20 protein-coding genes are annotated in these 22,319 nt (G+C 52.8%); 11 read left to right on the top strand and 9 right to left on the bottom strand.

All coding sequences use genetic code 11. The features are described from left to right. Positions 1-130: 130 nt before the first annotated feature. On the top strand, positions 131-958 hold the full coding sequence (locus tag B036_RS0111000; RefSeq protein WP_020568770.1) for a hypothetical protein: 828 nt from the start codon (positions 131-133) through the stop codon (positions 956-958). Positions 959-1,032: 74 nt separating this feature from the next. On the opposite strand, the gene B036_RS0111005 is transcribed toward B036_RS0111000, so the two are convergent. The 3 genes from B036_RS0111005 to hisIE form a co-directional block, all read right to left on the bottom strand. Further along, positions 1,033-2,829 carry an ABC transporter ATP-binding protein gene (locus B036_RS0111005; protein WP_020568771.1) on the bottom strand — a complete coding sequence of 599 codons (1,797 nt, stop codon included), beginning with the start codon at positions 2,827-2,829 and terminating at the stop codon, positions 1,033-1,035. Positions 2,830-2,986: 157 nt separating this feature from the next. Beyond that, positions 2,987-3,433 (bottom strand): GatB/YqeY domain-containing protein, encoded by a 447-nt coding sequence (locus B036_RS0111010; RefSeq protein ID WP_020568772.1) that lies wholly within the window; start codon positions 3,431-3,433, stop codon positions 2,987-2,989. Between the two features lie 159 nt (positions 3,434-3,592). Next, a complete protein-coding gene (gene hisIE / locus B036_RS0111015) occupies positions 3,593-4,207 on the bottom strand; it encodes a bifunctional phosphoribosyl-AMP cyclohydrolase/phosphoribosyl-ATP diphosphatase HisIE (RefSeq protein ID WP_020568773.1) in 615 nt (204 codons plus the stop codon). Positions 4,208-4,238: 31 nt separating this feature from the next. Between hisIE and B036_RS0111020 the strand changes: the two genes are divergently transcribed. Together B036_RS0111020 and B036_RS0111025 are read left to right on the top strand one after the other, a co-directional pair. Continuing rightward, positions 4,239-4,463 (top strand): hypothetical protein, encoded by a 225-nt coding sequence (locus tag B036_RS0111020; protein ID WP_020568774.1) that lies wholly within the window; start codon positions 4,239-4,241, stop codon positions 4,461-4,463. A gap of 178 nt (positions 4,464-4,641) precedes the next feature. Then, entirely contained in the window at positions 4,642-6,156 is a 1,515-nt protein-coding gene (locus B036_RS0111025; RefSeq protein ID WP_083926185.1) for an IS4 family transposase, read from the top strand. Between the two features lie 324 nt (positions 6,157-6,480). Here the strand turns inward: B036_RS0111025 and hisF are convergent, their stop codons facing one another. Continuing rightward, a complete protein-coding gene (gene hisF / locus B036_RS0111030; RefSeq protein WP_020568777.1) occupies positions 6,481-7,239 on the bottom strand; it encodes an imidazole glycerol phosphate synthase subunit HisF in 759 nt (252 codons plus the stop codon). Between the two features lie 88 nt (positions 7,240-7,327). Then, entirely contained in the window at positions 7,328-7,897 is a 570-nt protein-coding gene (locus tag B036_RS0111035) for an energy transducer TonB (protein ID WP_020568778.1), read from the bottom strand. A gap of 392 nt (positions 7,898-8,289) precedes the next feature. On the opposite strand from B036_RS0111035, the gene pgl reads away from it, so the two are divergent. From pgl to B036_RS0111050, 3 genes are all read left to right on the top strand, one after another. Continuing rightward, entirely contained in the window at positions 8,290-9,027 is a 738-nt protein-coding gene (gene pgl, locus B036_RS0111040) for a 6-phosphogluconolactonase (RefSeq protein ID WP_020568779.1), read from the top strand. 158 nt (positions 9,028-9,185) lie between these two features. Beyond that, positions 9,186-10,196 (top strand): c-type cytochrome, encoded by a 1,011-nt coding sequence (locus tag B036_RS0111045; protein ID WP_020568780.1) that lies wholly within the window; start codon positions 9,186-9,188, stop codon positions 10,194-10,196. A 162-nt stretch (positions 10,197-10,358) separates the two neighbouring features. Next, a complete protein-coding gene (locus tag B036_RS0111050) occupies positions 10,359-11,495 on the top strand; it encodes a DUF2911 domain-containing protein (protein WP_020568781.1) in 1,137 nt (378 codons plus the stop codon). A 355-nt stretch (positions 11,496-11,850) separates the two neighbouring features. Here the strand turns inward: B036_RS0111050 and B036_RS0111060 are convergent, their stop codons facing one another. Next, the gene (locus tag B036_RS0111060) at positions 11,851-12,729 is read right to left on the bottom strand and encodes a LysR family transcriptional regulator (protein ID WP_020568783.1); all 879 of its coding nucleotides are present in this window, start codon (positions 12,727-12,729) and stop codon (positions 11,851-11,853) included. A 151-nt stretch (positions 12,730-12,880) separates the two neighbouring features. Between B036_RS0111060 and hutH the strand changes: the two genes are divergently transcribed. The 4 genes from hutH to hutG all read left to right on the top strand — a co-directional run bounded on the left by hutH (position 12,881) and on the right by hutG (position 18,961). Beyond that, entirely contained in the window at positions 12,881-14,431 is a 1,551-nt protein-coding gene (gene hutH / locus B036_RS0111065; protein WP_020568784.1) for a histidine ammonia-lyase, read from the top strand. 103 nt (positions 14,432-14,534) lie between these two features. After that, entirely contained in the window at positions 14,535-16,544 is a 2,010-nt protein-coding gene (locus B036_RS0111070; protein ID WP_020568785.1) for a urocanate hydratase, read from the top strand. A gap of 243 nt (positions 16,545-16,787) precedes the next feature. Then, complete coding sequence (gene hutI, locus B036_RS0111075; RefSeq protein WP_020568786.1) at positions 16,788-18,020, top strand: imidazolonepropionase; 1,233 nt, start codon at positions 16,788-16,790, stop codon at positions 18,018-18,020. Continuing rightward, a complete protein-coding gene (hutG, locus tag B036_RS0111080; RefSeq protein WP_020568787.1) occupies positions 17,993-18,961 on the top strand; it encodes a formimidoylglutamase in 969 nt (322 codons plus the stop codon). The genes hutI and hutG overlap by 28 nt, the downstream gene beginning before the upstream one ends. 169 nt (positions 18,962-19,130) lie before the next feature. Here the strand turns inward: hutG and B036_RS0111085 are convergent, their stop codons facing one another. Next, positions 19,131-19,688, bottom strand: coding sequence for a dihydrofolate reductase family protein (locus B036_RS0111085; RefSeq protein WP_044102465.1), 558 nt, complete (start codon positions 19,686-19,688; stop codon positions 19,131-19,133). A 277-nt stretch (positions 19,689-19,965) separates the two neighbouring features. Further along, entirely contained in the window at positions 19,966-20,553 is a 588-nt protein-coding gene (locus tag B036_RS0111090; protein WP_020568789.1) for a DUF6940 family protein, read from the bottom strand. 108 nt (positions 20,554-20,661) lie between these two features. On the opposite strand from B036_RS0111090, the gene B036_RS0111095 reads away from it, so the two are divergent. Then, positions 20,662-21,339 (top strand): GldM family protein, encoded by a 678-nt coding sequence (locus B036_RS0111095; RefSeq protein WP_169435054.1) that lies wholly within the window; start codon positions 20,662-20,664, stop codon positions 21,337-21,339. Between the two features lie 34 nt (positions 21,340-21,373). On the opposite strand, the gene B036_RS0111100 is transcribed toward B036_RS0111095, so the two are convergent. Further along, positions 21,374-22,147 (bottom strand): ADP-ribosylglycohydrolase family protein, encoded by a 774-nt coding sequence (locus tag B036_RS0111100; protein WP_020568791.1) that lies wholly within the window; start codon positions 22,145-22,147, stop codon positions 21,374-21,376. Positions 22,148-22,319: the final 172 nt, after the last annotated feature.

Here is a 22,319-nt window from a genome sequence, read left to right on the forward strand (position 1 = left end):
TCTGTTTCGGCCGATGACAGAATTTCCTAACAAGCACTTAACGACAGATTACCTACCTTGTGCCACAGTCTTAGCGTCAGCCCTATTTAAGAATACCGGGAACATTTATAATTGAAATTAACCTCAAACCGTGAACGAGAACATCGCCTTTCTAGAATTGAAATATGGGAACATCTACGGAGGCTACCCAAATTTTTACGCCATCAGTGAAATCGCACTGCTCGTCTTTGAGCGGGGCTCTAACAAAATCTTCCTCGAAAGCTGGATCAATCAGGCTAACGTAGACATCGTAGATGTTTACGCCGAGACGGACGAACTTGGCCACACAACCCGCCGGGTGCGGGAAGTGCTCAACATGCGCAGCAACCGTCGGTTCCGCTACGAAGAAGACTTCCGCCTTGAAGAAGAAGAACTGCAGTATGCATTCCGTAATCTGCGGTCCACTAAAATGGCCGTTCGGAACTTTTTGCTGAAAAACCTGCGCAAATACCGTTTTGATGACCTTATCGTCTTTGATGGTCGTCGGGATATTTTTCTTTGTGAGCGTTCCGGCGTCGACTTCAGTTACGTCAACATCATCGACATCCAGAAGGACCTGAACCGGGAAACCGACTACCTCTTCAGCCTCAACAAACTGGCGAAGGTGATCGACTTTCATACCGATCGCTCGTACCTGCGCTCTAATAATCTCGAGTACTGGTTGCACCCGATTGCTGCCCGGCAGATTGTCCCAGGTACCGCGGCCTTTGATGCGGCACGCCTGCTGATGGTCTTTAACGAGTACACCGAAGTGCATGATGACTTCATGATCAAGGCAGCCATTTTGCTGAATAAGATTCAGAAGCGGAAGGATGAGGAAAAGGCGCTCAAGGAAGCAAATCCAGAACCCGAACCAGCGCCATCAGAGGAAAAAAAGAAACCTAAGGCTAAGAAAAAGGCTGCTAAGGAAGAAGAGTAATTTTTCGTCAAAAAATCAATGGTTCACAGTAGTCGATAGTGCACAATAGTGCCTGTCGACTACTGAACCAATGATTATTTGACGAGTAACTGTTCTTCGTACATTTTCCGAAACCCATCACTCTGTTCCAGCAGTTCTTCCAAGGCGCCCTCCGCTTTTACCCGGCCATCTTCCATATAGTAAATGTAATCGAAGAAGCGTAAGAGATGGAGCCGGTGCAGCGTGGAGACGATGGTTTTGTCGGGAAAGGCCTTGAAAAGACGTTCATAAACCATGATCTCTGTCTGTGGGTCGAGGCTGCTGGTTGGTTCATCGAGCAACAAAAGAGTTGAAGTGTCAGCTGCCAGCAGGCCTCGGGCGATGCTGAAGCGCTGACGCTGCCCACCACTGAGGTTAGCGCCGCCTTCGGCCAGGAAGGTATCTATGCCGTCTTCAGCCTGATTGATCACGTCTTCCAGTACAGAAATATAGATGGCTTGATCGAGTTCTTCTGGTTGGCGTTCCAGCCCAACGGTAAGGTTGTTACGGATGGTCTCCTCGAAAATTTCCGGGCTTTGCGGAATTAAGGTAGTTTGCTCAAACAGTTGAGCGGGAGATTCAGGCGCGGCCGCAGGTGCAGGGGAAGTGTGATTAAACAGCAGGCGCATCTCTTCCGGCGGGTACAGCCCGCGAAGGGTGTAAAGCGTCGTTGTTTTACCGCTCCCGCTGGGCCCGATAAGGGCAATACGTTTGCCCCGATCCAGTTGTAGGTTAACGTCGAATATCCCGGCACCATCCTCAGCATAACGGAAGTTTAGCCCCTCTACCCGCAGCTTCTCCCACACTCTTCGGATGGGGCTGTTCGCGACAGGAGGTGCATGCTCAGCATAGGCGGTGTAAATGGGCTCAATCGCCGCCAAATCAGACCTGAATTTTATGATCTGATTGTACTGCATAGTCATACCACTAAGCATGTTCGTAAATTGGGTGATGTAACCAATCAGTGTTACCAGCCCACCCACTAAAAATACTTCGCCCGGGATGTAATTGAGGTAAATATAGCCCGTTACCAATACGGCATACATCAGACCTGACAGTACCGTAACGGAAAACCACTTGGCTTCATTCATCTTGGTATTACGGAGAAATGGGGGCCAAATGTTTTCTATCCGTTGGCGAATTCTTTCGGCCGTCCGGCGACCCAGCCGCAAAGTGGTAACGGTAATGATGTTACTGAGGTTATCAGACAGGCTGGCCTGAAGCTCGTTTTCCCGATCATTAGTTTCCATGTTGGCCCTGATGATGGGCTCGTCAAAGGCCAGCACGGCCAGCAAAATAATGACCCCAAACACCGCTGCAATGGCGCCGAATAATGGAGAAAACCACATGATGGCTCCGATGGCAATCAGGATGCGGGCAACTGTCTGGAAGTAGGCAAAGCCGTAGTCAAAGAACGTTTTCAGCGCCTCGTAGGCCTTTCGGGCCCGGTTGATGGTGTCGCCACTGTGGTGCTCCCGATGCCAGGCCAGGGGCAGGTGGATTATTTTGTCATAGCTTTCCATCAATAGCCGTTGACTCAGGTCGAAGGCCATTCGCCGTTCCAGCAACCGGGCCGGCCACTGAAGGGTCCAGAATGCAAGGGTGATGGCCAGGTAAATTGACACATAAATCAACGTTCCCTGCATTGGATCCCCTTCCCCTTTTTGCAGGAAATTGATGTACAGGCCATAGATGATTGGGGGGATCGACACCAAAATGTTCACACCAGTAAACATGAGGTATATGAGCACATACTTCCCGCGCATGCCTTTGGCATATCGCCAGGCGAAACTGAGCAGGTATTTGTACGGGTTTTCCCGGACTAGATTACTGATGGTGGAGAGGTAAGACATTTTGGTCTATTGGTCAGTTGGGCTTCTGGGAAATAGGAAGCCCGACCCACGCTTGCGAATCGGGCTTCCGGAATTTGCGTTTATTAATCTATTCTGGAATAGTCATTGGGCGAGAGTTCCAAAATGCGGTAGCTCCTAATAGCACCAATAGTACCAATTAACCAAGCTTAGCCTTCACCATTGATGCAATCGTTTTACCATCGGCGCGGCCGGCAGCTTCCTTATTAGCCATGCCCATTACGCGGCCCATGTCCTTCATGGAACTGGCACCGGTTTTGGAGATGATGCCTTCGATCATGGCAGCCAGGTCTTCGTCAGACAGCTGTTCAGGAAGGTATTTGCTGATGACTTCAATTTCCTCCCGTTCGGTAACGGCGAGGTCCTCGCGATTTTGCTTTGTGTAGATGTCTAAACTGTCTTGCCGGCTTTTGACCAGCTTCTGCAGCATAGAGATTTCGCCAGCCTCGTCCAGGGTAGTACCTGTACCGTCGGTTTTCTGTAGCATGATTGCACTCTTGATGGCACGGATGCCACGCAAGCTTACTTTGTCTTTTGCCTTCATGGCCGTTTTCATGTCGGCGGTGATGCGCTCTTCTAGCGTCATGGTAGGGGGAGTTTTATTACTTAGTGGTAACGCTTTTACTACCGTTGAAGGTTGCGAAGGGAGTGAATGGGAGAATTAGTGAAGGAGAGAATGGCTGCCGCACGAGCAGAGCGAGCGTCTTTGTGCGACAGCCATTCTCCCCTTCACCCAATCGATCAATCACTTATGTCGTGAGCGCAGCACCTCCCGGACATCTTCCAGCGAATAGCCCTTAGCGGCCAGTAGCACGATATAGTGGTACATAAGGTCGGCAGCCTCTCCCAGGAAGAGGTCCCGGTCGTTGTCTTTTGCTTCGATCACGAGTTCAACGGCTTCTTCTCCAACTTTCTGAGCGACCTTATTGATGCCCCGGGCAAGCAGTTGGCTCGTATAGCTTTTTTCGCTGGGGTTGTCTCGTCGGTGCTGGATGGTACGCTCCAGGTGATCAAGAAACTCTCCCCGGTTAGCCTTGTTCCAGCAGGTATCGGCGCCGGTGTGGCAAGTGGGGCCGTCTGGCCGCGCCTGGATGAGGAGACTATCATTGTCACAGTCGGCGGATACGCTAACGAGGTGGAGGTAGTTTTTGCTGCTCTCTCCTTTAGTCCAAAGGCGTTGCTTGGACCGGCTGAAGAAAGTGACTTTACCTGTTTCCAGGGTTTTGTCAAGCGCTTCCCGGTTCATATAGCCCTGCATCAGGACTACGCGTGTGGCAGCATCCTGAATGATGGCGGGCAGGAGGCCGTCGGGGGATTTGTCGAAGGCTAGTTGGTCTAGATTGTCCGGTGAAACGGTCATATTGCGGTAAATTGGCTGCAAATTTACCTAAATGCTTATGGAAAACCCGGTTAATACGGAAGATGACTTACAACTGTCTACCGAAGATCTGGAGAATCTCAAGAAAGCTGGCAAATGGGGTAAATTCATTTCTATTGTCGTCGCCCTCAACGCTGCTGTATTTGGGGGCGTTTTATTCACCGGGACCATTATTTCCGGAGGTTATGCCGGTCAAAGCTCTAGGGTTTATCTATTTACTTACTCTGCTTCGTTTTGACATTGCTTGCAGGCTTGGGTATCAAGTGGCCATATTCTTGAGGGCGGGGCCGCAGGTGCGATGATTGGTTTTTGGGAGCAGGGGCTAGACAACGAATACGAGGGGATGAATCCCCTCGCTAAGTCGGACGACCCTCCGGGCTACGGTGTACACACAAGTTTACACGTAGCTTTGTAATATGGAATCTGCCCGAACTTTTTTTCCCATTGGTCGTCATAGTTTTCAACCCGGGTTAAAGAATAACCAACGCTATCGAAATTCTTTTGGGGACTTACGTTTGTCACGCCGCTATAAACGAATGGTTGCTTCAATGCAATCGCGTCGTACCGGAAAAGCTTATCATTTAGGTACTTCCCGTACTGAACGAGCCGCTATTTATCGCTTTTTATCTAATGATCGGGTGACTTTGGCAGAACTCATCCGCCATTCCACCCAATTAGATACTGAGCGGGTAACGGGCCGTGATGTTCTTTGTCTTCTGAATGCCTGCAGTATCAGTTTGGGGCTTAGTTCCCGCAATGAGGTACGCTTGGCCTGGGCCGATGAGTGTGGAGTTATTAATAATAATCGGACGGCTGGATTTAATGTCATGCCTTCTTTGCTGCTTGATCGTAATAGCGGTGATTGTCTTGGCATGGGGGATCTACTTATATACAGCCGAGCTATAGCTTCTTCGAATAAGGATGAGCGAGATGTCCAGCGTAAATTGCGAGAAGCCCTCGATATAGAACACAAGGAATCTGCGAGTTGGTTGTACTCGGCACGTAACACGGCCATGCAACTGGAAGCGGCGATGCGTTGCACTTTCGTTATGGACCAGGGAGGCGACCAATACGAAGTATTACAGCACCTGTTGGCTCAAACAGGGGCCGAGTTCATTGTTCGTTCTAAGATCGACCGTCAAGCCAAAGACTTAGAGCAAGAGCGGTACGGAAAAATGAGTTATCACCTTAGTGAACAACCTATATGGGACGAGCGACTCACTCCGATACGCGCTCTTAATCATTACAGTAAATCAAGTGGTGAAATGGTTGTTCGCACAGCTCGTGCCGCACAGCTGGAGCTTCGAGCAATAAAGGTGAAACTTGACAAACCAAGACAGCTCAAGAAACATACCCCTTTAATAGATCAACCGCTTTATCTTGTTGAAGTAAGAGAAAATGAAAGTACAGTACCGGCGGGCGAAAAGCCGATCCACTGGAAGTTACTTACGACATGGGAGGTTGAAGATAAGATTACGGCATTGCAGGTCGTAGACGCTTATCGAAGCAGGTGGCACGTAGAACAGCTCTTTCGAGTGTTGAAAAAGAGCGGAGTCGATATCGAAAAATCCCAACTCGACAAGCCGGAAAAGATCAAGAAATTATTAGTTATGGCCCTAAAAGCTTCTGTAGATGCCATTCGCCTAACCAATGTCCGGTCAGGGGAATCCTTTGTCCCCATTGAGGAAATGTTTAACGAGGAGGATCGGAAGATCCTCGTTAAAATGAACGTCGAGATGTCCTCGCAGGGGACCAAAGTAATTAACTCTCATGATCCAGAATCGTTAGCTTGGGCTGCATGGGTCATTGCCAGAATAGGCGGGTGGGATGGTTATCAAAGCCAACGTCCACCCGGACCAATTACCATGCAGAGAGGATTACAGGAACTTGATCGAGCTCGATTTTATGCCACCATTTTCAGAGGGCCGTAAACTTGTGTGTACACCATAGCCCGGAGGGTCGCCCGGCTTAGCGATGGGCTTTAGCCCATCGTATTCGTTGCGTGGCCTTATAATCGTCGGACTACAGATTATAATGGTCAACCGGCCCGCCTCGTATTCGTTGCGCGATCCCATGGCCTGGCTACCGGGTATATCAATTTATTCCCCATCGTCTTAGCTACAGAATCCTAAACAATCTGGTGTCGGATCTGACCAGAAATTATTCTCCTCATGTTAACCCGGTCATCCGATTTGAGCGATCATGGCCAATCCCTCCACCAATTAACTAATAGTCCGCCAACTTCCACCTCAACACTACACCGGCCGTACCGGCACACCCTGCTCCCCCAGGTAATCCTTCAGCTCCTTAATCCCAACTTCTCCGAAGTGGAAAATGCTGGCAGCGAGGCCAGCGTCGGCTTTGCCGGCGGTAAACACCTCGGCGAAGTGTTCCTTATTCCCGGCACCGCCGCTGGCAATGATGGGAATGCTGAGCAGGTCACTCATTTCGGCCAGGGCTTCGTTGGCGAAGCCGGCTTTGGTCCCGTCGTGGTCCATGCTGGTAAACAGGATTTCACCTGCGCCACGCTCCTGGGCTTCCTTTGCCCAATCGAACAACTTATGCTCGGTTTTGATCCGTCCGCCGTTGAGGTGTACAAACCACTCTCCATCGACATTCTTAGCGTCGACGGCCACCACCACAAACTGATTGCCGAAGGCGTAGGCCAACTCATCGATCAACTCCGGACGGCGGACGGCCGCCGAGTTAATACTGACCTTGTCTGCGCCGGCATTCAGGAGCACATCGACGTCGTCGATGTGTTTAATGCCGCCACCGATGGTGAAAGGGATATTGAGGTGGCTGGCAATATCGCGCGCCAGGTCAGCAAGTGTCTTACGCCGCTCATGGGTGGCGGTAATGTCCAGGAACACCAACTCGTCGGCACCGGCAAGGGAGTATTTCGCACCTAGTTCGACAGGGTCCCCTGCGTCGCGGAGGTTGACGAAGTTGACGCCCTTTACGGTACGACCGTCTTTAATGTCGAGGCAGGGAATGATGCGTTTGGCAAGCATAGCTAAAATCAACTGGTTCTTGTCCGGAGTGCAGACAGGGGAATCATGAAAGATGGGAAACGTACCAGCGTGCGGAGGGTTTAAACAGTTACTGTAACTCCGGCACCCAGGTAATCGCCAACTCCTCATCCAGTCCCTGGCAACTCTCACAACGCAGTCCGTAAGACACTTGCAGTAAAACGGTCATCCTGCGCGGTTGCCCATCGATTTTTGCCGGCCGCCAACGCAAGTCCTGCCCCTGCATCAATCCAATCATGCGCATCGTTTCGGCAGCAAGCACAGGGTCTGAACCGGAAGCCAACTCTGCTTCGAATAGTTTGCCGTCCAGGTCAACGGCGTAAGCAATCTTGATCCGGCCTTTTCTGGCGCCAATGACTCTTTTGTTCAGGTTCTTATTCAGGTATCGACCAAGTTGAACCCGGCCACAACGGCTACGCTGTTCGTAGTCGGGGTCATCACAGCCAGGGAAGGTAGGGAGCTCGATGTCGGGGCGGTCACGGTAATTGGCCATTTCCCAGGACTCGTAAACGTGCAGATCTCCGGTGTTGGTCAGAGGAAGCTCCCCCGAAACACAAGGAAGGCCTGGTAGCATCGCAATAGCGATGGCCATGAATAGGGCCGCCAAGAAAAGGCCAGTACGTAAATAGGGCGAATTCATTTGTCGTTAGGTTTATAAATACTAAGGTAATGCTTTAAGGCCAACGTTTCGAGGAGCAATGAATATCGTGTGTAGAATAAATTGCAGAGGCCTTAGTCGTCAGACCATCTTTTATCCGGCTACACCAGCTAAAAGAATTGGTCGGACGACCGCCCACGCAATTGCTCGCCGTCTGTCGGATTGTTTTTACCTGACGCAGTCGGTAAAAACTCCGTACGACGGCTTCTGAGTTAACATCTAGGCGAATTTTGTTTTCTACACATGAATACCACGGATAAAAGAGATAACCGAAGCCCCTACCTTTGCCCCTCAAATCCGTTTCTTTGCACCTGCGGCCCCGCCCAAAGAAGCATTCCCAGGGACCTTTCGGCCGCCAAACAAAAATCTGACCCATGACCACGCCCGATCTTCACGTCTTTGTCGACGGCCCCGCCGTAGCCCGCGCCTTTGCCGACCACCTCGTTAAAATGCTGAACGAAAAGAAAACCGGTCCCTTTTTCTGGGCTCTTTCCGGCGGCAGTACCCCGAAACTTTTGTTCAAATTACTGGCGGAGGAGTACCGGAATAAGGTCGACTGGGAGCGCATCCACTTCTTCTGGGGAGACGAACGCTGCGTGCCGCACGATGATCCGGAAAGCAACTACGGGGAGGTGATGCGCCTGTTGTTCGACCACGTTCCCGTCGTGCACAGCCAGGTGCATGCCGTCAATACGAGCCTTGATCCGGAGGCTGCTGCGGCAGCGTACGGAGACCTGATGACCCAGTTGATGCCCACTACGCCGGAGGGCTGGCCGATCCTCGACCTCAACATGCTCGGCATGGGAGGCGACGGGCACACGGCCTCCATCTTTCCCTCAAATATGGAGGAGCTGCTCACCGATCCCCGGGTCTGCGCGGTAGCCGTTCATCCCGACAGCGGCCAAAAAAGGGTGACCATGACCGGGCCAGTACTCAATGCTTCTGACGAAGTCGTTTTCCTGATCACCGGAAACAGCAAGACCCAGCGCGTGGCGCAGATCATCAATGAAGAGCACGGTGCAACGAAGTTCCCCGTTGCCCACATCAAACCCACGAGCGGCAAATTGCGGTGGTTCCTGGATGAGGCGGCGGCATCGGAAGTGGGGTATTAGTTTAATAGTTGATGCTCCAATAGTTCATAGCTAGGTGGATGATCGCTGCCGTTCTTGGAGCTTCACCCCGGGGCAATCAGCATACTATTCTTAGGAATCTGCTAAAAACTAAGCCTAATCCCAATCCGTTTATTCTCTGGTATTCGTAATCTTAGAACATGAAATATTTATTCCCGATTTTTCTGATCGCCGTAATGGCCCTGGCCGGCCGGCCGGATGTTTTACCCGTAGTGGACGCAGATACCCTGGTCTACGACGTAATTCGCTCGCTTGGTGCACCGGCCCGGGCCGACGTGATGGTCCGCCCGGTAGATGGAGCCTCCGAAGAATTGGGCCGTCGAATTGTCCTTCAGGGGGAGCTCGCTGCTGGTGGAAAGCAGTCGGCACATTTTAAGTGTACCAGCTGCCACAACGTGGTCCGGGAAGATCCGGTGCTTACAGAAATGGACCCAACAGCCCGCCTCGCCTATGCCGAAGCAAATGACTTGCCCTTTCTACCTGGTACGACCCTGTGGGGCGCCGTGAATCGGGAATCTTATTACAACGGTGATTACGAAAAAAAATATGGCGACCTCGTCAAGTACGCCCGTCGTGACCTGCGGGGCGCCATCCAGCTGTGCGCTACCGAGTGCGCGCAGGGCGAAGCTTTGAGCGAGGTGGAGATGGAGTCTGTAATGGCCTACTTGCATACGATCGGCCTTAAATTGAGTGATTTGCCGGATGCGGCACCGACGATTGAGCGCATCAATCGTGCGGTCACTAATAAGGACGCCAGCCGTGAAGGGGTCGTTGCTGACCTGAAAGCAAGTTACCTGCTCGCCAGCCCCGCTACCTTTGTTTTACCGCCTGAAGATCGGAATACAGGCTTTCCCGTTGCTGCAAAGCCCAATCCGGCAAACGGTGCCGCAGTGTACAAATTGGCCTGCCTGCATTGCCACGAAAAACAACGCTACAGTTTTTTCGAATTAGGTGAGGGCGTCGATCATTACAATTTTTTAACGAAGCACTTCCCGCGCTACACCCGTTATTCAACTTATCAGGTAGTCCGGTACGGCACCAGTCCGATCCCCGGTAAGAAGGCCTATATGCCCCACTACACTAAGGAGCGGATGTCGGATTTGCAGGTGGAAGAGTTGCGGTCTTACCTGAATGCAGGAACGGTTAAATAAAGAAGCGGTCAATAAAATATCGACCTTTGGGTAGTAATTTCCCGAATGGTTCGATCAGTAATCCGCTCTTGCTAAACGGCGGACAAATAAGGCAATCTCGTTTCCTTAATCGTGTCGGAACACTTAATTTAGGGATCTTTACTGACCCCTGAATTCACTGGTATGAAACACATATTCCTGTTTTTTCTCTGTTGTTGTCTAAGTTTTGCCGGATCTGCACAGCTTCAACTACCGCCAAGCGGAGGCAACCAAAAATCCGTCGTTACCCAATACGTCGGTGCGCATGCTCACGTGACGATCACTTACAGGAGCCCCGATGTGACCTCTCCTCAGGGCCAGTCGCGCAGAGGCAAAATCTGGGGAGGTGTGGTACCCTACGGCTTGCAAAACTTACAGTTTGGCTTAAGCACAGCAGACAACCCCTCCCCCTGGCGGGCGGGCGCCAACGAAAACACGGTGGTGGAGCTTTCGCACGACATGGTCGTACAGGGCAAACCTCTCCCGGCCGGCAAGTACGGCTTACACCTGATTCCGCAGGAAACCGGAGCATGGACGGTGATCTTCTCTCACAACAGCGGCGCATGGGGGAGCTATTTTTACCGGGAATCCGAAGACGCACTGCGGGTAATGACCGAACCAGAGGCTAGTCCCTATACGGAATGGCTGACCTTCGAGTTTACCGACCGACAGGAGGAGTCCTGCACCGTAGCCCTTAAGTGGGACGAGCTGAGCGTGCCCATCACTTTTGGCCTGCCGGATGGTAAAGAGTTATACGTCGATTACCTCCACTCGGCGATGCAGAACAGTATCGGCTTTTCCTGGACGGAGCGGAATAATGCAGCGCAGTATTGCCTGCAAAATGATGTCAACCTGGAAGAAGCGCTGGCCTGGGCAGAGCAAACTGCGCAAAATAATTTCGTTGGACAGGAAAACGCCACCACCTTACAGACCCTGGCTTCCTTACAGATGAAACTTGGTAAGGAAAGTGAAGGAATGGAGACGATGATGCAAGCGGCGAACCACGCCTCCGCCGGCGTTTTTCAAGTGCACCAGATTGGTCGGCAATTGCTCGCTGCAGGCAAGAATGACGAGGCGCTGAAAGTCTTCAAACTCAATATGGAGCGGCATGGAGATGTTTGGCCGGTCAATGTTGGCCTGGCACGCGCTCTTTCCGCGACGGGAGACTTGAAAATGGCCCTCAAACACGCAGAAAAAGCACTGGCCAACGCGCCTAACCAGCCGAACAAAGATGCCATTGCCGGTATGATCGAAAAGCTCAAGAAAGGAGAGGGGATTTAATGATCGCAATAAGCCCCCTACCGTGACAGCGCTAAGATTATCAGCCGCGTTCGCATAGCGAACGCGGTAGGGTCCTGTGCTTACCAGCAAGGGCGGGGCTTGCCCCCGCCCGCTGGTTCAACCCCTTCCCACTGGTTCACTCCTTCCCGCTGGTTCGTCCCCCGCCTGCAGGCTCACTCGGTCCCCGCTGCCAAGCCCTCGCCCCATCAGCAAAGGCTTTATAATGAATCTCTGGCGGCCACCATTCGTAAATGCCTGGCTCCTTATTACCCTTGCCCTGCACCTGCGGCCCCGCCAAAAGATTATTCTCAGGCGGGGCCGCAGGTGCATTTTTTGTTGAAGGAGCAGGCAAAGATTAAAGCAGCCGGACAAAATTCTCCAGCGCAGGATTCTCATTGTCCGCCCGCCAAACTGCCGAAAGCTTAGTGCGTTGCGGAATGTTTGTCAACTCAATAAACTTGACGCCCAGCTGGTAGCCCATTCGTAAAGACGTGGGAACGATGGAGAGGCCAAAACCATTTTCTGCTAGCCGGTAGATCGTTGTAGCGTGGACCGTCCGGTGGGAGACTTTCGGGGAGAAGCCCGCGTCATCGAATAACTCCATCACCTTCTCGTAATACGGACGGCTGTAAGCGGGGTCGAAGAGGATGAACGACTCATTTTTCAACTGTGCCAGGGAGGTGAAGTTCTGCTCTGAAAGCGAATGGTCGAGCGGCAGCACCAGCGAAAAGGTGTCCTCAAATACTACTCTATTGTTGAGCTCCGGCGGAATGCGTTCCAAACGGACAAAGCCAATATCAATGTCCCTGGTCAGCAGCTGATCGATCTGTTGCTGGTTGTTGAGTGCTTCGAGCCCATACCTGATGTTGGGGTAGTCGGCCCGGAAACGCAGGAGTAATTCGGGGATGATGTTCTGCATCGCAGAACCCACATAGCCGAAATTCAGCCGGCCTTCCATGCCTTCGTGCAGCATCCGGGCGTGTTGTAAGGCCCCGTCTAATTGTTGTAGTAGCTTATTTACCTCCGTATGCAGGTATTGGCCAGCTGGCGTCAGTGCGACCTTGCGGTTGTTGCGCTGGAAGAGCAAATAGCCCAACTCTTCTTCCATTTGTTTGATCTGTCGGCTGAGCCCCGGCTGTGAAATATAGAGGCGCTCCGCTGCTTTACTGAAATGAAGGTCCTCCGCTAATGCCTGAAAGTAGCGGAGGTGACGAAGTTCTAATTGATTACTCATGGTTATCAATGTACGTACTATTTGTCTTGTTAAGTAATCAATAGGGTCGGTTCTTTGCAGGAAGAAACGCCGGCGGGCGGGGCCGCTAAGTAAACAGTCCCGCCTGGCGGCGCTCCGCCCAATGAAGTCATCCTTAATTACAAAGCGCCTAATGTTTAAATACGGTCAGGACCATCTAACGTCAAGCAAAGCTCTATCCATTGCCCGAGGACAACTGGCAACCACCTTTTCACCCGAAGTAAGGGGAAGAGTAGAAGCTGCTCACGCCATCGTCTTGAAGGTGAGCAAGGGGGACGCTGCTGTTTATGGCATCAATACTGGCTTCGGCCCACTCTGCAACACCCGAATCGACAGTGCGCAAACCGCAGAGCTGCAACATAACCTTCTGCTCAGTCACAGTGTCGGCATGGGCGCGCCCATTGAAACAGAATTGGCAAAATTGATGCTGATCCTCAAGGTTCATGCCCTCGCAAAAGGGTTTTCCGGCATCTCTCCAGAGGTGATCGAACGGATCTTATGGCACATTAAACAAGACATTATTCCGATCGTGCCAGAGCAGGGTTCCGTTGGCGCTTCGGGAGACCTGGCTCCCTTGTCGCACCTGTTCTTGCCGCTGATTGGTGAGGGAGAGGTGGAGTACAAAGGAAAACGGCAGCCGACAGCTCCTTTACTGAAGGCCTTTAGTTTGGAACCGTTGGTCCTCCACCCCAAAGCAGGCCTGGCCCTCATCAACGGAACGCAGTTTATCCTGGCACATGCCGTTAAGCTGGTGGACGAGTTGAAAAGCCTCCTGGACCATGCCGACCTGATCGCTGCCCTCATGATCGAAGGCCTGTTGGGCTCAGCCATGCCTTTTCATCCGGCCCTGCACGCTACCAGGCCATTCCCTGGTAATGTACACGTAGCTGCCAGGATCGCTCATTTCCTGAAAGGGTCTGAAATTAATACTTCGCACGCCAATTGTGAACGGGTGCAGGACCCCTACTCGCTGCGCTGTGCGCCGCAGGTGCACGGCGCGTCCAGAGCCTCCTGGCTCCACCTGAAAGAAATCGTTGAGGTGGAGTTGAATTCGGTTACCGATAACCCCGTTGTGATTAATGATGAACTGATCATCAGCGCCGGCAGCTTTCACGGCCAGCCGCTCGCCCTACCGCTCGACTACGCCTGCCTGGCAGCCCACGAAGTGGGCAGTATTTCTGACCGCCGTAGTTACTTCTCCCTTCACGGTATCCCTGGGTCAGTACCTCGATTACTGGTAACGGACACTGGTCTTCATTCGGGGCTAATGATCGTTCAATACACCGCCGCTGCCCTGGTGAGCGAAAATAAAAGCCTTTGCTTTCCGGCTTCGGCCGATAGTATACCCACCTCGCTGGGGCAGGAAGATCACGTGAGTATGGGGTCCATCTCCGGAAGGAAAGCGCTGCGGGTTTGCGGTAATCTGGCGCGCATTCTGGCCGTAGAATTATTCTGCGCCGCTCAGGCCTTTGACTTTCATAAACCCCTGAAGTCCAGTCCTACACTGGAAGCTGTACATGAACATATCCGCCAGTATATCAATATAGCTAAGGAAGACCGTATCTATGGAAAAGACCTGCTTCTTGCGGAGGAAATCATTAAAAGTAGGGCGCTGTTGAATATTGTCGGAGAGCACCGGCCCGAGCAGCTTAGTTCGCACGATGCGCTATTTGAAAAGTACTAAAGTTTAAACATGTAGATTGGGCTCTTGTCAATGAGCTGTCTATGTATTTCGTTTTTGCCATGATTAGGCCACTTATTTTGTTTTTCACCTCTCAGATACGAACATGAACATTACTATGAACACACTTTTTACCGAGTCCATTCTCGAAGGGATTCCAACTTGTTTGCCAGAGACAAAAGCGCTGGACCTAAACGTTTCACACGCCCCCCGACGCAAGGACATCCTGTCTCCGGCAGAAAAAAAACTTGCGTTGAGAAACGCCCTGCGCTATTTTGACCCTTCCTTGCATCCTGCGCTCGCGCCTGAATTCCTGCAAGAGTTGAAAGAGCATGGTCGGATTTACATGTATCGCTATCGCCCGGATTACGATATGTACGCCCGCCCAATGGAGGCGTATCCGGCCAGGTCCAAAACAGCGGCAGCCATTATGTTGATGATCCAGAACAACCTGGATCCGGCGGTGGCTCAGCACCCGCATGAACTGATCACTTATGGCGGCAATGGTGCGGTATTTCAGAATTGGGCGCAGTATCGCCTCACGATGAAGTACCTGGCTACCATGACCGATGAACAGACGCTGCACCTGTATTCGGGGCACCCCATGGGCTTATTTCCCTCTTCTCCAGACGCTCCCCGGGTGGTGGTGACTAACGGTATGGTGATCCCGAATTACAGCAGCCCGGATGATCTGGAACGCGGGAACGCACTGGGCGTAACGCAGTACGGACAGATGACCGCCGGCTCGTATATGTACATCGGCCCGCAGGGAATCGTCCACGGTACGACGATTACGGTGATGAACGCCTTTCGTAAAATTGGCGCCGACCCAAAAGGGAAGATTTTCCTCACAGCGGGCCTCGGTGGCATGTCGGGCGCTCAGCCCAAGGCCGGTAACATCGCCGGGTGCATCACGGTATGTGCAGAAGTCAATCCGGCGGCAGCGCGCAAGCGCTATGATCAAGGTTGGGTGGATGTTTTAGTGGATAATTTGCTGGATTTGGTGGCGCGGACGCGGGATGCAATGGAAGTTGGAGAAGCCATCTCCATCGCCTACATCGGTAACGTGGTGGACGTATGGGAACGCTTCTATCAGGAAGACATCTTCATCCACGTCGGCTCTGATCAGACGTCGCTGCACAACCCCTGGTCAGGAGGCTATTACCCCGTTGGTATGACCTTCGAGGAAGCGAACAGACTGCTGGCCGCCGAGCCGGAAACTTTCAAGACAGCCGTTGAACTGTCTCTGCAGCTCCACGTCAGAGCAGTCAATGCACACGCCGAACGCGGCACTTATTTCTTCGATTACGGCAATGCCTTCCTCCTCGAAAGCTCCCGCGCTGGCGCCGACGTAATGGCCGACGATGGCGTCTCTTTCCGCTATCCTTCCTACGTGCAGGACATCCTTGGCCCCATGTGCTTCGACTACGGCTTCGGTCCTTTCCGTTGGGTATGTGCTTCCGGTAAACCGGAGGACCTCGATGAGACGGACCGGATTGCCCAGGGCGTACTCGAAGCGATGCTGGCCGACGCCCCTTCCGAAATTGCCCGGCAAATGCAGGACAACATTACCTGGATCAAAGACGCTAAAGCTAACCGCCTGGTCGTAGGCTCTCAGGCCCGAATCCTCTATGCCGATGCATTAGGGCGGATGAAAATAGCCGAAGCCTTCAACCAGGCTATTGCTGCGGGGAAAATCGGCCCGGTAGTTCTTGGCCGGGACCACCACGATGTATCTGGCACCGACTCGCCCTACCGCGAAACGAGCAACATCTACGACGGCAGCCAGTTTACGGCCGACATGGCCATCCACAACGTGATTGGAGATAGCTTCCGCGGTGCCGGCTGGGTCAGTATCCATAACGGCGGCGGTGTCGGCTGGGGAGAAGTCATTAACGGAGGCTTCGGCATGCTGCTCGACGGTTCCGCAGAAGCCGACCGTAAACTGCGGAATATGCTCTTCTTCGACGTCAACAACGGCATCGCCCGGCGCAGCTGGGCGCGGAACCCCGAGGCCAAATTTGCCATTGAGCGGGAGATGGCCCGCACCCCGGGGCTGACGGTTACACGGGCTGAAGTAGTGGATGATGGGGTGATTGAGGGCTTGAGGTTTTAGTCCGTAAATTCTTTGGTACATTCGCTTTGATAGCGAATTATCAGGACCTGGTAGTAATCTCAGGCTCGGCGAAAACCCTTCCTCAACCCCTGTCTGAAGGGGGAGGGGCTTTTGAAAACTCCAGGCGTTTTTAAAGGAAGACCATCTTGTAGGATAACAAATGTCCTGTTTTCGAAGGATCGGATAATTTACGATTCGAAAAATTTGCGCTAAATTCTACCCACTACCCACTAAATATTTTCCATGCTCACCCTAATCGGCCCCTTCACGCAATTACTTCCCCTCGCCCGCCTCTCCGTTCGGGGAGCATTACGGGATGAACAGCTGGACATCATCGCCGATGGTGGGATACTTGTTGCTGACGGAAAAGTAGTGGCCGTCGGTCGTTTTCATGAGCTATACGGCGCATACGTCGGTTCGGGGCTAAACGTGGAAGAGGTCAGCGAGCCGTCCGTTGGCTTGCCGGGTTTGATCGATTGCCACACGCACCTTTGTTTTGCCGGCAGCCGTGCCCGCGACTATGCCGCCCGCAACGGTGGCAAGACTTACCAGGAGATCGCCGCCGCCGGCGGCGGCATAAAAGACACTGTGCGCCACACCCGCGCCGCGTCCTACGCCGAACTTAGCACTTCCCTCGCCGCACGTCTTGACCGCCACCTCCGTAACGGGGTGACTACCGTGGAGGTGAAAAGTGGTTACGGCCTGACGGTAAAAGACGAGCTGCGGATGCTCCGCATCATCCGTCAAACGGGAGATGCCCACGTGGCCGATGTAGTGGCCACCTGCCTCGCCGCCCACGTGATTCCGCCTGAAATGGACTCCGAAGAAGCCTGGTTGAAAACGATCCTGGAAGAACTTGCCCCCGTTGTAAAGGAGGAGAAACTGGCGCGCCGCTTCGATATCTTTGTGGAGGAAGGCACTTTCACGGTGGCCAATAGCCAGCCCTTTTTGGAGGAATTGAAAAACCGTGGTTTTCAAATCACTGTACATGGCGACCAATTCACGACCGGTGGGAGTCAACTGGCCGTCGATGTAGGTGCACTAAGTGTTGATCACCTCGAAGCTTCCGGCGCTGCCGAAATCGAAGCATTGGCGCTGAGTGATACCATTGCCGTTGCGTTGCCCGGTGCTTCTCTTGGTTTGGGCTGCGCATTTACGCCCGCTCGTCGCTTGCTTGACCAGGGGGCTTCCGTAGCCATCGCTTCAGATTGGAACCCTGGCTCTGCGCCCATGGGTGACTTGCTGACCCAGGCTGCAATACTTGGCACCTTTGAAAAACTTAGCGCCACAGAAATCTTTGCCGGGCTTACCTTTCGGGCAGCAGCGGCGTTGGGGCTCAATGACCGGGGCCGGCTGGTGGCCGGCGCGCGCGCCGATGTCGTCGCTTTTCCCACCGACGATTACCGCGAAATACTTTATCATCAGGGCCAACTAAAACCCAATCAGGTATGGAAAAATGGATCGCCGGTCACGTAAAGGCAGCTTATCGCCCGCCAGGCCAGGATGATTGGAAGGGCCGCAGTACCACCGCAGCGCATGGTGCGGAGTATTGGTACCAAAACGTGGTGCTGAAAAATTGGGAGGAAGGTCCTGCTGCCGGTAGTGTTGGGATCGTAGGTTATGCTTGTGAAGAAGGCGTTCGGCGTAACCAGGGACGCCTGGGGGCGGCCGCAGGCCCGCAGGCATTGCGGGAGCGATTGGCCCGACTGGCGTGGCACCATAAAGACAAAACGGTGACGGACTACGGCGACGTGGTTTGTGTCGGCGAAGACATGGAGGCAGCCCAGGCCCAGCTGGCCCTGATGGTGACCGGGATCATTGAAGCAGGGGGGATGCCCATCGTTCTTGGCGGTGGCCATGACCTTGCCTACGGGCATTTCTGTGGTGTGCGGGCGGCGGCCGCTGACCAAAAGTTGGCCATCATCAACTTCGACGCGCATTTTGATTTACGGCCGTTGACGGGATTGCCGAACTCCGGTACCCCGTTTAACCAGATTCTCCAGGAAGACCTGGTCGACTACCTCGTGCTGGGGATTCAGCAGCCGGCAAATACTAAAGAGCTGTTTGATATCGCCGCAGAATACGGGGTGGAATACATGCTGGCGCAGCATTGCCGGACTTACCAATTACCTACTATCGTCCAAAGCCTGGACAGGTTTCTTGATCGGAACGACCAGGTTTACCTGAGCATCGATCTTGACGGCTTTTCCTCTGCTTACGCGCCGGGTGTGAGTGCGCCCTCGCCGCTGGGATTCAGCCCTGCCTTTGTGATGGCCGTGCTGGATTACCTGATGGCCTCGGGAAAGGTTGTCTCCGTTGACCTCGCTGAAATGAATCCGACTTACGACATTGATGGGCATACGGCCCGATTGGGGGCGGGATTGGTAGATCATTTGCTCAGCCAGCGTCCTGATTAAATTTCTTTTTGGCGCGGCCGCAGGTGCAGAGTGAGTTTATGAGTTGGCGGGTTACTGAGTGGCTACCGCAAATGCCGTTTGCCGCGCTGCGCTTGCTCACCTAGGCGAACGAGCGTAGCGAAGTAAGTGGTAACCGCGGTAGCAACTCACCAACTCAGCGCTCAATAACTCACTCTGCACCCGCGTCCCCGCCCACATAAAGCACGTCGTAGGTCAACATCTGCAAGCCTCCTTCGTAGGCTTCCTGCTGTTGTAGTAAAAGCCGATGTGCTTTTTTCGCGTTGGCAAATAGTTTGGTACCTCCTCCCAGAATTAGCGGATTCAACTTGATCTTCACCTGGTCAATCAGACCGTGGTTCAGCAGCCAACCCGCAAAAATGCCGCCGCCACAGAGGTAAATGTCGGTGCCTTCGGTACTTTTTAATTCCCGTACCAGCTCAACATCCATCGGGTAAATCTTCACTTGCTCCGCCGCCTGCTCCAGTTTAAGCTGGTTGGAGAAAATGTAATGCTGCATATGTGGGTAAGGCGCATCGCCCGGCTTCATGCCGAATTTGTAACCGAATTCATAGGTGTTCCGTCCCATGATCACCGTATCGAAATCCTTCAGATCGGCTAGGTATTTATCCACCCCGTTGCCCGTATGCTGAAAGTCATTGATGTCTTCTCCCGGCCCGGCAATGTAGCCGTCGATGGAGGTGGCTACGTAGTAAATTATCTTGCGCATGGGGGTGGTTTTGGTCTGGGCGGAGAACATGGCGAGCCTTAATAAAAGTTGCAGTAAAGTATGGCCTGCCATACTACGGAACATTTTCTGAACCGGACGCTCGCAGGACTCGAAAATCCTCCGCTCCGCTTCGGTATCGAGACGCTACGAGGTCCTAATTACCGGGTGCAGGACCTCGTAGCGTCCTCAGTAAAGGAGCCGGAGGTGAAATTGATGAGGTCCTGCGAGCGTCCGACCTCAAGTTTAGAAAATGTCCCGTAAAGTGGTTGTTCACTTATTATCGATACGCTCGATGATGGTAATATTTAGGTCCTTGCTCCAACCGGACGTGCAACCAAAGTACCCCAAGACCGTGTGTACTCAGGTATTGAAAAGGCGCATCGGTAGCAATCGCTTTTGCCGTCTCCTGACCAATGTTTTCCCAAAGATCATGTATGAAATCGTCGGGTGCAGTTCGAAGGAAAGAGATCAGGTCCCGACCGTTGAAATTGATTTCATCTGAAGGGTTAGGGACCACCAGCAGCGCTTCACCGGAGAGGTTGGGGAAGGTGGCTATTCTATCGCCGGGACTCACCGCCCGGGAGAAAGGCCTGAAATTGGCGGTTCGAAGACTAAAGGCGTCGGTTTGGGTGATGACACATTCGTAGGCTTGATTAGCAGTCAATTTGTTAAGCCTTGGGTGTTCCCAAAAGCAGCCGTTACCGCCGTGTTTTAGTAGGGTGTCCGTATAGAATTCTCGGAAGGGTGCACTATCCTGCCAGTGCTTTATCACGTCAGTGAAAGCGAGGGGGCGTCCGTTTTCCTGTAGTTGCAGGAGGGAGGATTTTACGGTGAGGTAGGAGGTGGTGGCGGTGTACGTTAGCATGGTGGTGCTTGGGAAACGTGGTGAAGTAATGAATCGTTTTGGCGTAAGTAATCCGGACCAATTGATACTAAACAGTATGCCTAAGGGTGTTTATTAAGCATGTGTAACTTGAGAATCGGTCTCCTGATGTTAGGAGTGCTATTTGTGGCTTTTGCTGGAGTCTCGGCACAAAAGGCGAATCGGTCGATGGTGTCTTTTCGCAATGACCAGGTTTTTGTTGGCATGACCAACTATTTTCGGGTAGTAGCCCAACAAACTGACCCCGTAACATTGAATCAGTTAAGTGCAACGCTCCATACCTATGGTGAAATACAGGAGTCTGACCCGATCCCACTTAAGGTTGAGCAAGACGGGGACAGGTTCACGATACATCCGGAAGAGACCGGTATTGTCAGTATTGTCATTCAGTTAGTAGACCGTCAGGAGCAGTATAATTTCCATACTAAACAACTTGATGCAGTAGGTAAAGTAGGGCTATGGGGTGCAATTACCGAAGGGCGAATTCCTGCTATTGCTTTCAAGGCTCAGCCCGGAGTGTACGCTCAAGTGGAAGGTTATGATATTAGTGCTAAGTGCAATGTCATTAGCTACGAGGTAATTCGGATAACTTCGGATTTGAAGGCCGAAATTGCCAATAACGAAGGAGGCAGGTTAGGACTAGTAACCGCTACATTAATTAAGAAAGCCCAACCCGGAGACCGCTACATCTTCACCAAGATCCGGTACCGCTGTCCGGGAGCTCAGGTTGACCAGTTTGCGGAGACGTTGAGTTTTGAATTGAAGTAGTTGTTCTCCAGCGTAAACGCTGGGTAACCGATACTTACCCCACCTGTAACGCCCGCTCAAACGCCCCCACCACATCAATAAACTCGTTGGGCAAAAAGGCATTCATCACTTCCTCTACGGCCGAAGGCACCGGGCCGTAAAATGCTTCGCTGATGCTGCCCGCCATGGCCGCCTGGGTATCCGTATCTCCGCCGAGCGAGACGGCGAGGCGGATGCTGTCGAGTAAGTCTTTGGAGTCGAGAAAGGCGATGATGGCTTCGGGGACGGAGCCGGCACAGCTGACGTCGAATTTATAATCCGGCCGAATACCTTCTATTGTGCGGCGAAGGTTGTAGCCGAAGGTCTCGGTTATGTACTTGCGGATGTCTTCTTTGCCGCCGCCCTGACGGGCCAGAAAGATGGCAGAGGCGATGGCCTGTGCTCCCTTCACACCCTCGGGGTGGCCGTGGGTAGGCATGGCCGACCGCTTCGCTTCAGCCAATACCGTCTCCAGGTCGTTGAACAGCCAGCCCACCGGGCTGACCCGCATCGCCGATCCGTTCCCCCAGCTGACGTACGGTTCGGTCAGCTCATCCCGCATCCATTTGCGGAAGGTACCGCCGTAGCCGGCGGCGGGGTAGCGCAGGGCGTAGTCTTTGATGGTCTCGCCGAAATCCAACTGATTGAGGATGGCGTTGGCTACGGCTACGGTGAGGACCGTATCGTCCGTAAAACTACAGTCTACGGTGAACAGGTCGAAGTCGGTGGTTTTTGGGCCGCTGCGTTCAAAGCGGGAACCTACTATGTCGCCTAAGAGGGCTCCTTTCATGGGATTACGTTTTATTGAAGTGGCTTCGGGTACACGTACACTTCATGGTTAGCTTAAGAACAAAGTAAAGATAAGGCTTCTTTCCTCAACCCACCGCTTGTCTACGTCTTACTTACTCCTATCTTTGTCGGTCTCAAGCACTTGCTGCTTTATATCAAGCGATTTTTCTACG

The organism is Neolewinella persica DSM 23188 (assembly GCF_000373105.1).
GTDB lineage: Bacteria > Bacteroidota > Bacteroidia > Chitinophagales > Saprospiraceae > Neolewinella > Neolewinella persica.

Bases quoted from the DNA above. Each gene is read 5' to 3' on its own strand.
- B036_RS0111005 (WP_020568771.1), bottom strand. From the start codon at position 2,829: ATGTCTTACCTCTCCACCATCAGTAATCTAGTCCGGGAAAACCCGTAC.
- B036_RS0111010 (WP_020568772.1), bottom strand. From the start codon at position 3,433: ATGACGCTAGAAGAGCGCATCACCGCCGACATGAAAACGGCCATGAAG.
- hisIE (WP_020568773.1), bottom strand. From the start codon at position 4,207: ATGACCGTTTCACCGGACAATCTAGACCAACTAGCCTTCGACAAATCC.
- B036_RS0111020 (WP_020568774.1), top strand. From the start codon at position 4,239: ATGCTTATGGAAAACCCGGTTAATACGGAAGATGACTTACAACTGTCT.
- B036_RS0111025 (WP_083926185.1), top strand. From the start codon at position 4,642: ATGGAATCTGCCCGAACTTTTTTTCCCATTGGTCGTCATAGTTTTCAA.
- hisF (WP_020568777.1), bottom strand. From the start codon at position 7,239: ATGCTTGCCAAACGCATCATTCCCTGCCTCGACATTAAAGACGGTCGT.
- B036_RS0111035 (WP_020568778.1), bottom strand. From the start codon at position 7,897: ATGAATTCGCCCTATTTACGTACTGGCCTTTTCTTGGCGGCCCTATTC.
- pgl (WP_020568779.1), top strand. From the start codon at position 8,290: ATGACCACGCCCGATCTTCACGTCTTTGTCGACGGCCCCGCCGTAGCC.
- B036_RS0111045 (WP_020568780.1), top strand. From the start codon at position 9,186: ATGAAATATTTATTCCCGATTTTTCTGATCGCCGTAATGGCCCTGGCC.
- B036_RS0111050 (WP_020568781.1), top strand. From the start codon at position 10,359: ATGAAACACATATTCCTGTTTTTTCTCTGTTGTTGTCTAAGTTTTGCC.
- B036_RS0111060 (WP_020568783.1), bottom strand. From the start codon at position 12,729: ATGAGTAATCAATTAGAACTTCGTCACCTCCGCTACTTTCAGGCATTA.
- hutH (WP_020568784.1), top strand. From the start codon at position 12,881: ATGTTTAAATACGGTCAGGACCATCTAACGTCAAGCAAAGCTCTATCC.
- B036_RS0111070 (WP_020568785.1), top strand. From the start codon at position 14,535: ATGAACATTACTATGAACACACTTTTTACCGAGTCCATTCTCGAAGGG.
- hutI (WP_020568786.1), top strand. From the start codon at position 16,788: ATGCTCACCCTAATCGGCCCCTTCACGCAATTACTTCCCCTCGCCCGC.
- hutG (WP_020568787.1), top strand. From the start codon at position 17,993: ATGGAAAAATGGATCGCCGGTCACGTAAAGGCAGCTTATCGCCCGCCA.
- B036_RS0111085 (WP_044102465.1), bottom strand. From the start codon at position 19,688: ATGCGCAAGATAATTTACTACGTAGCCACCTCCATCGACGGCTACATT.
- B036_RS0111090 (WP_020568789.1), bottom strand. From the start codon at position 20,553: ATGCTAACGTACACCGCCACCACCTCCTACCTCACCGTAAAATCCTCC.
- B036_RS0111100 (WP_020568791.1), bottom strand. From the start codon at position 22,147: ATGAAAGGAGCCCTCTTAGGCGACATAGTAGGTTCCCGCTTTGAACGC.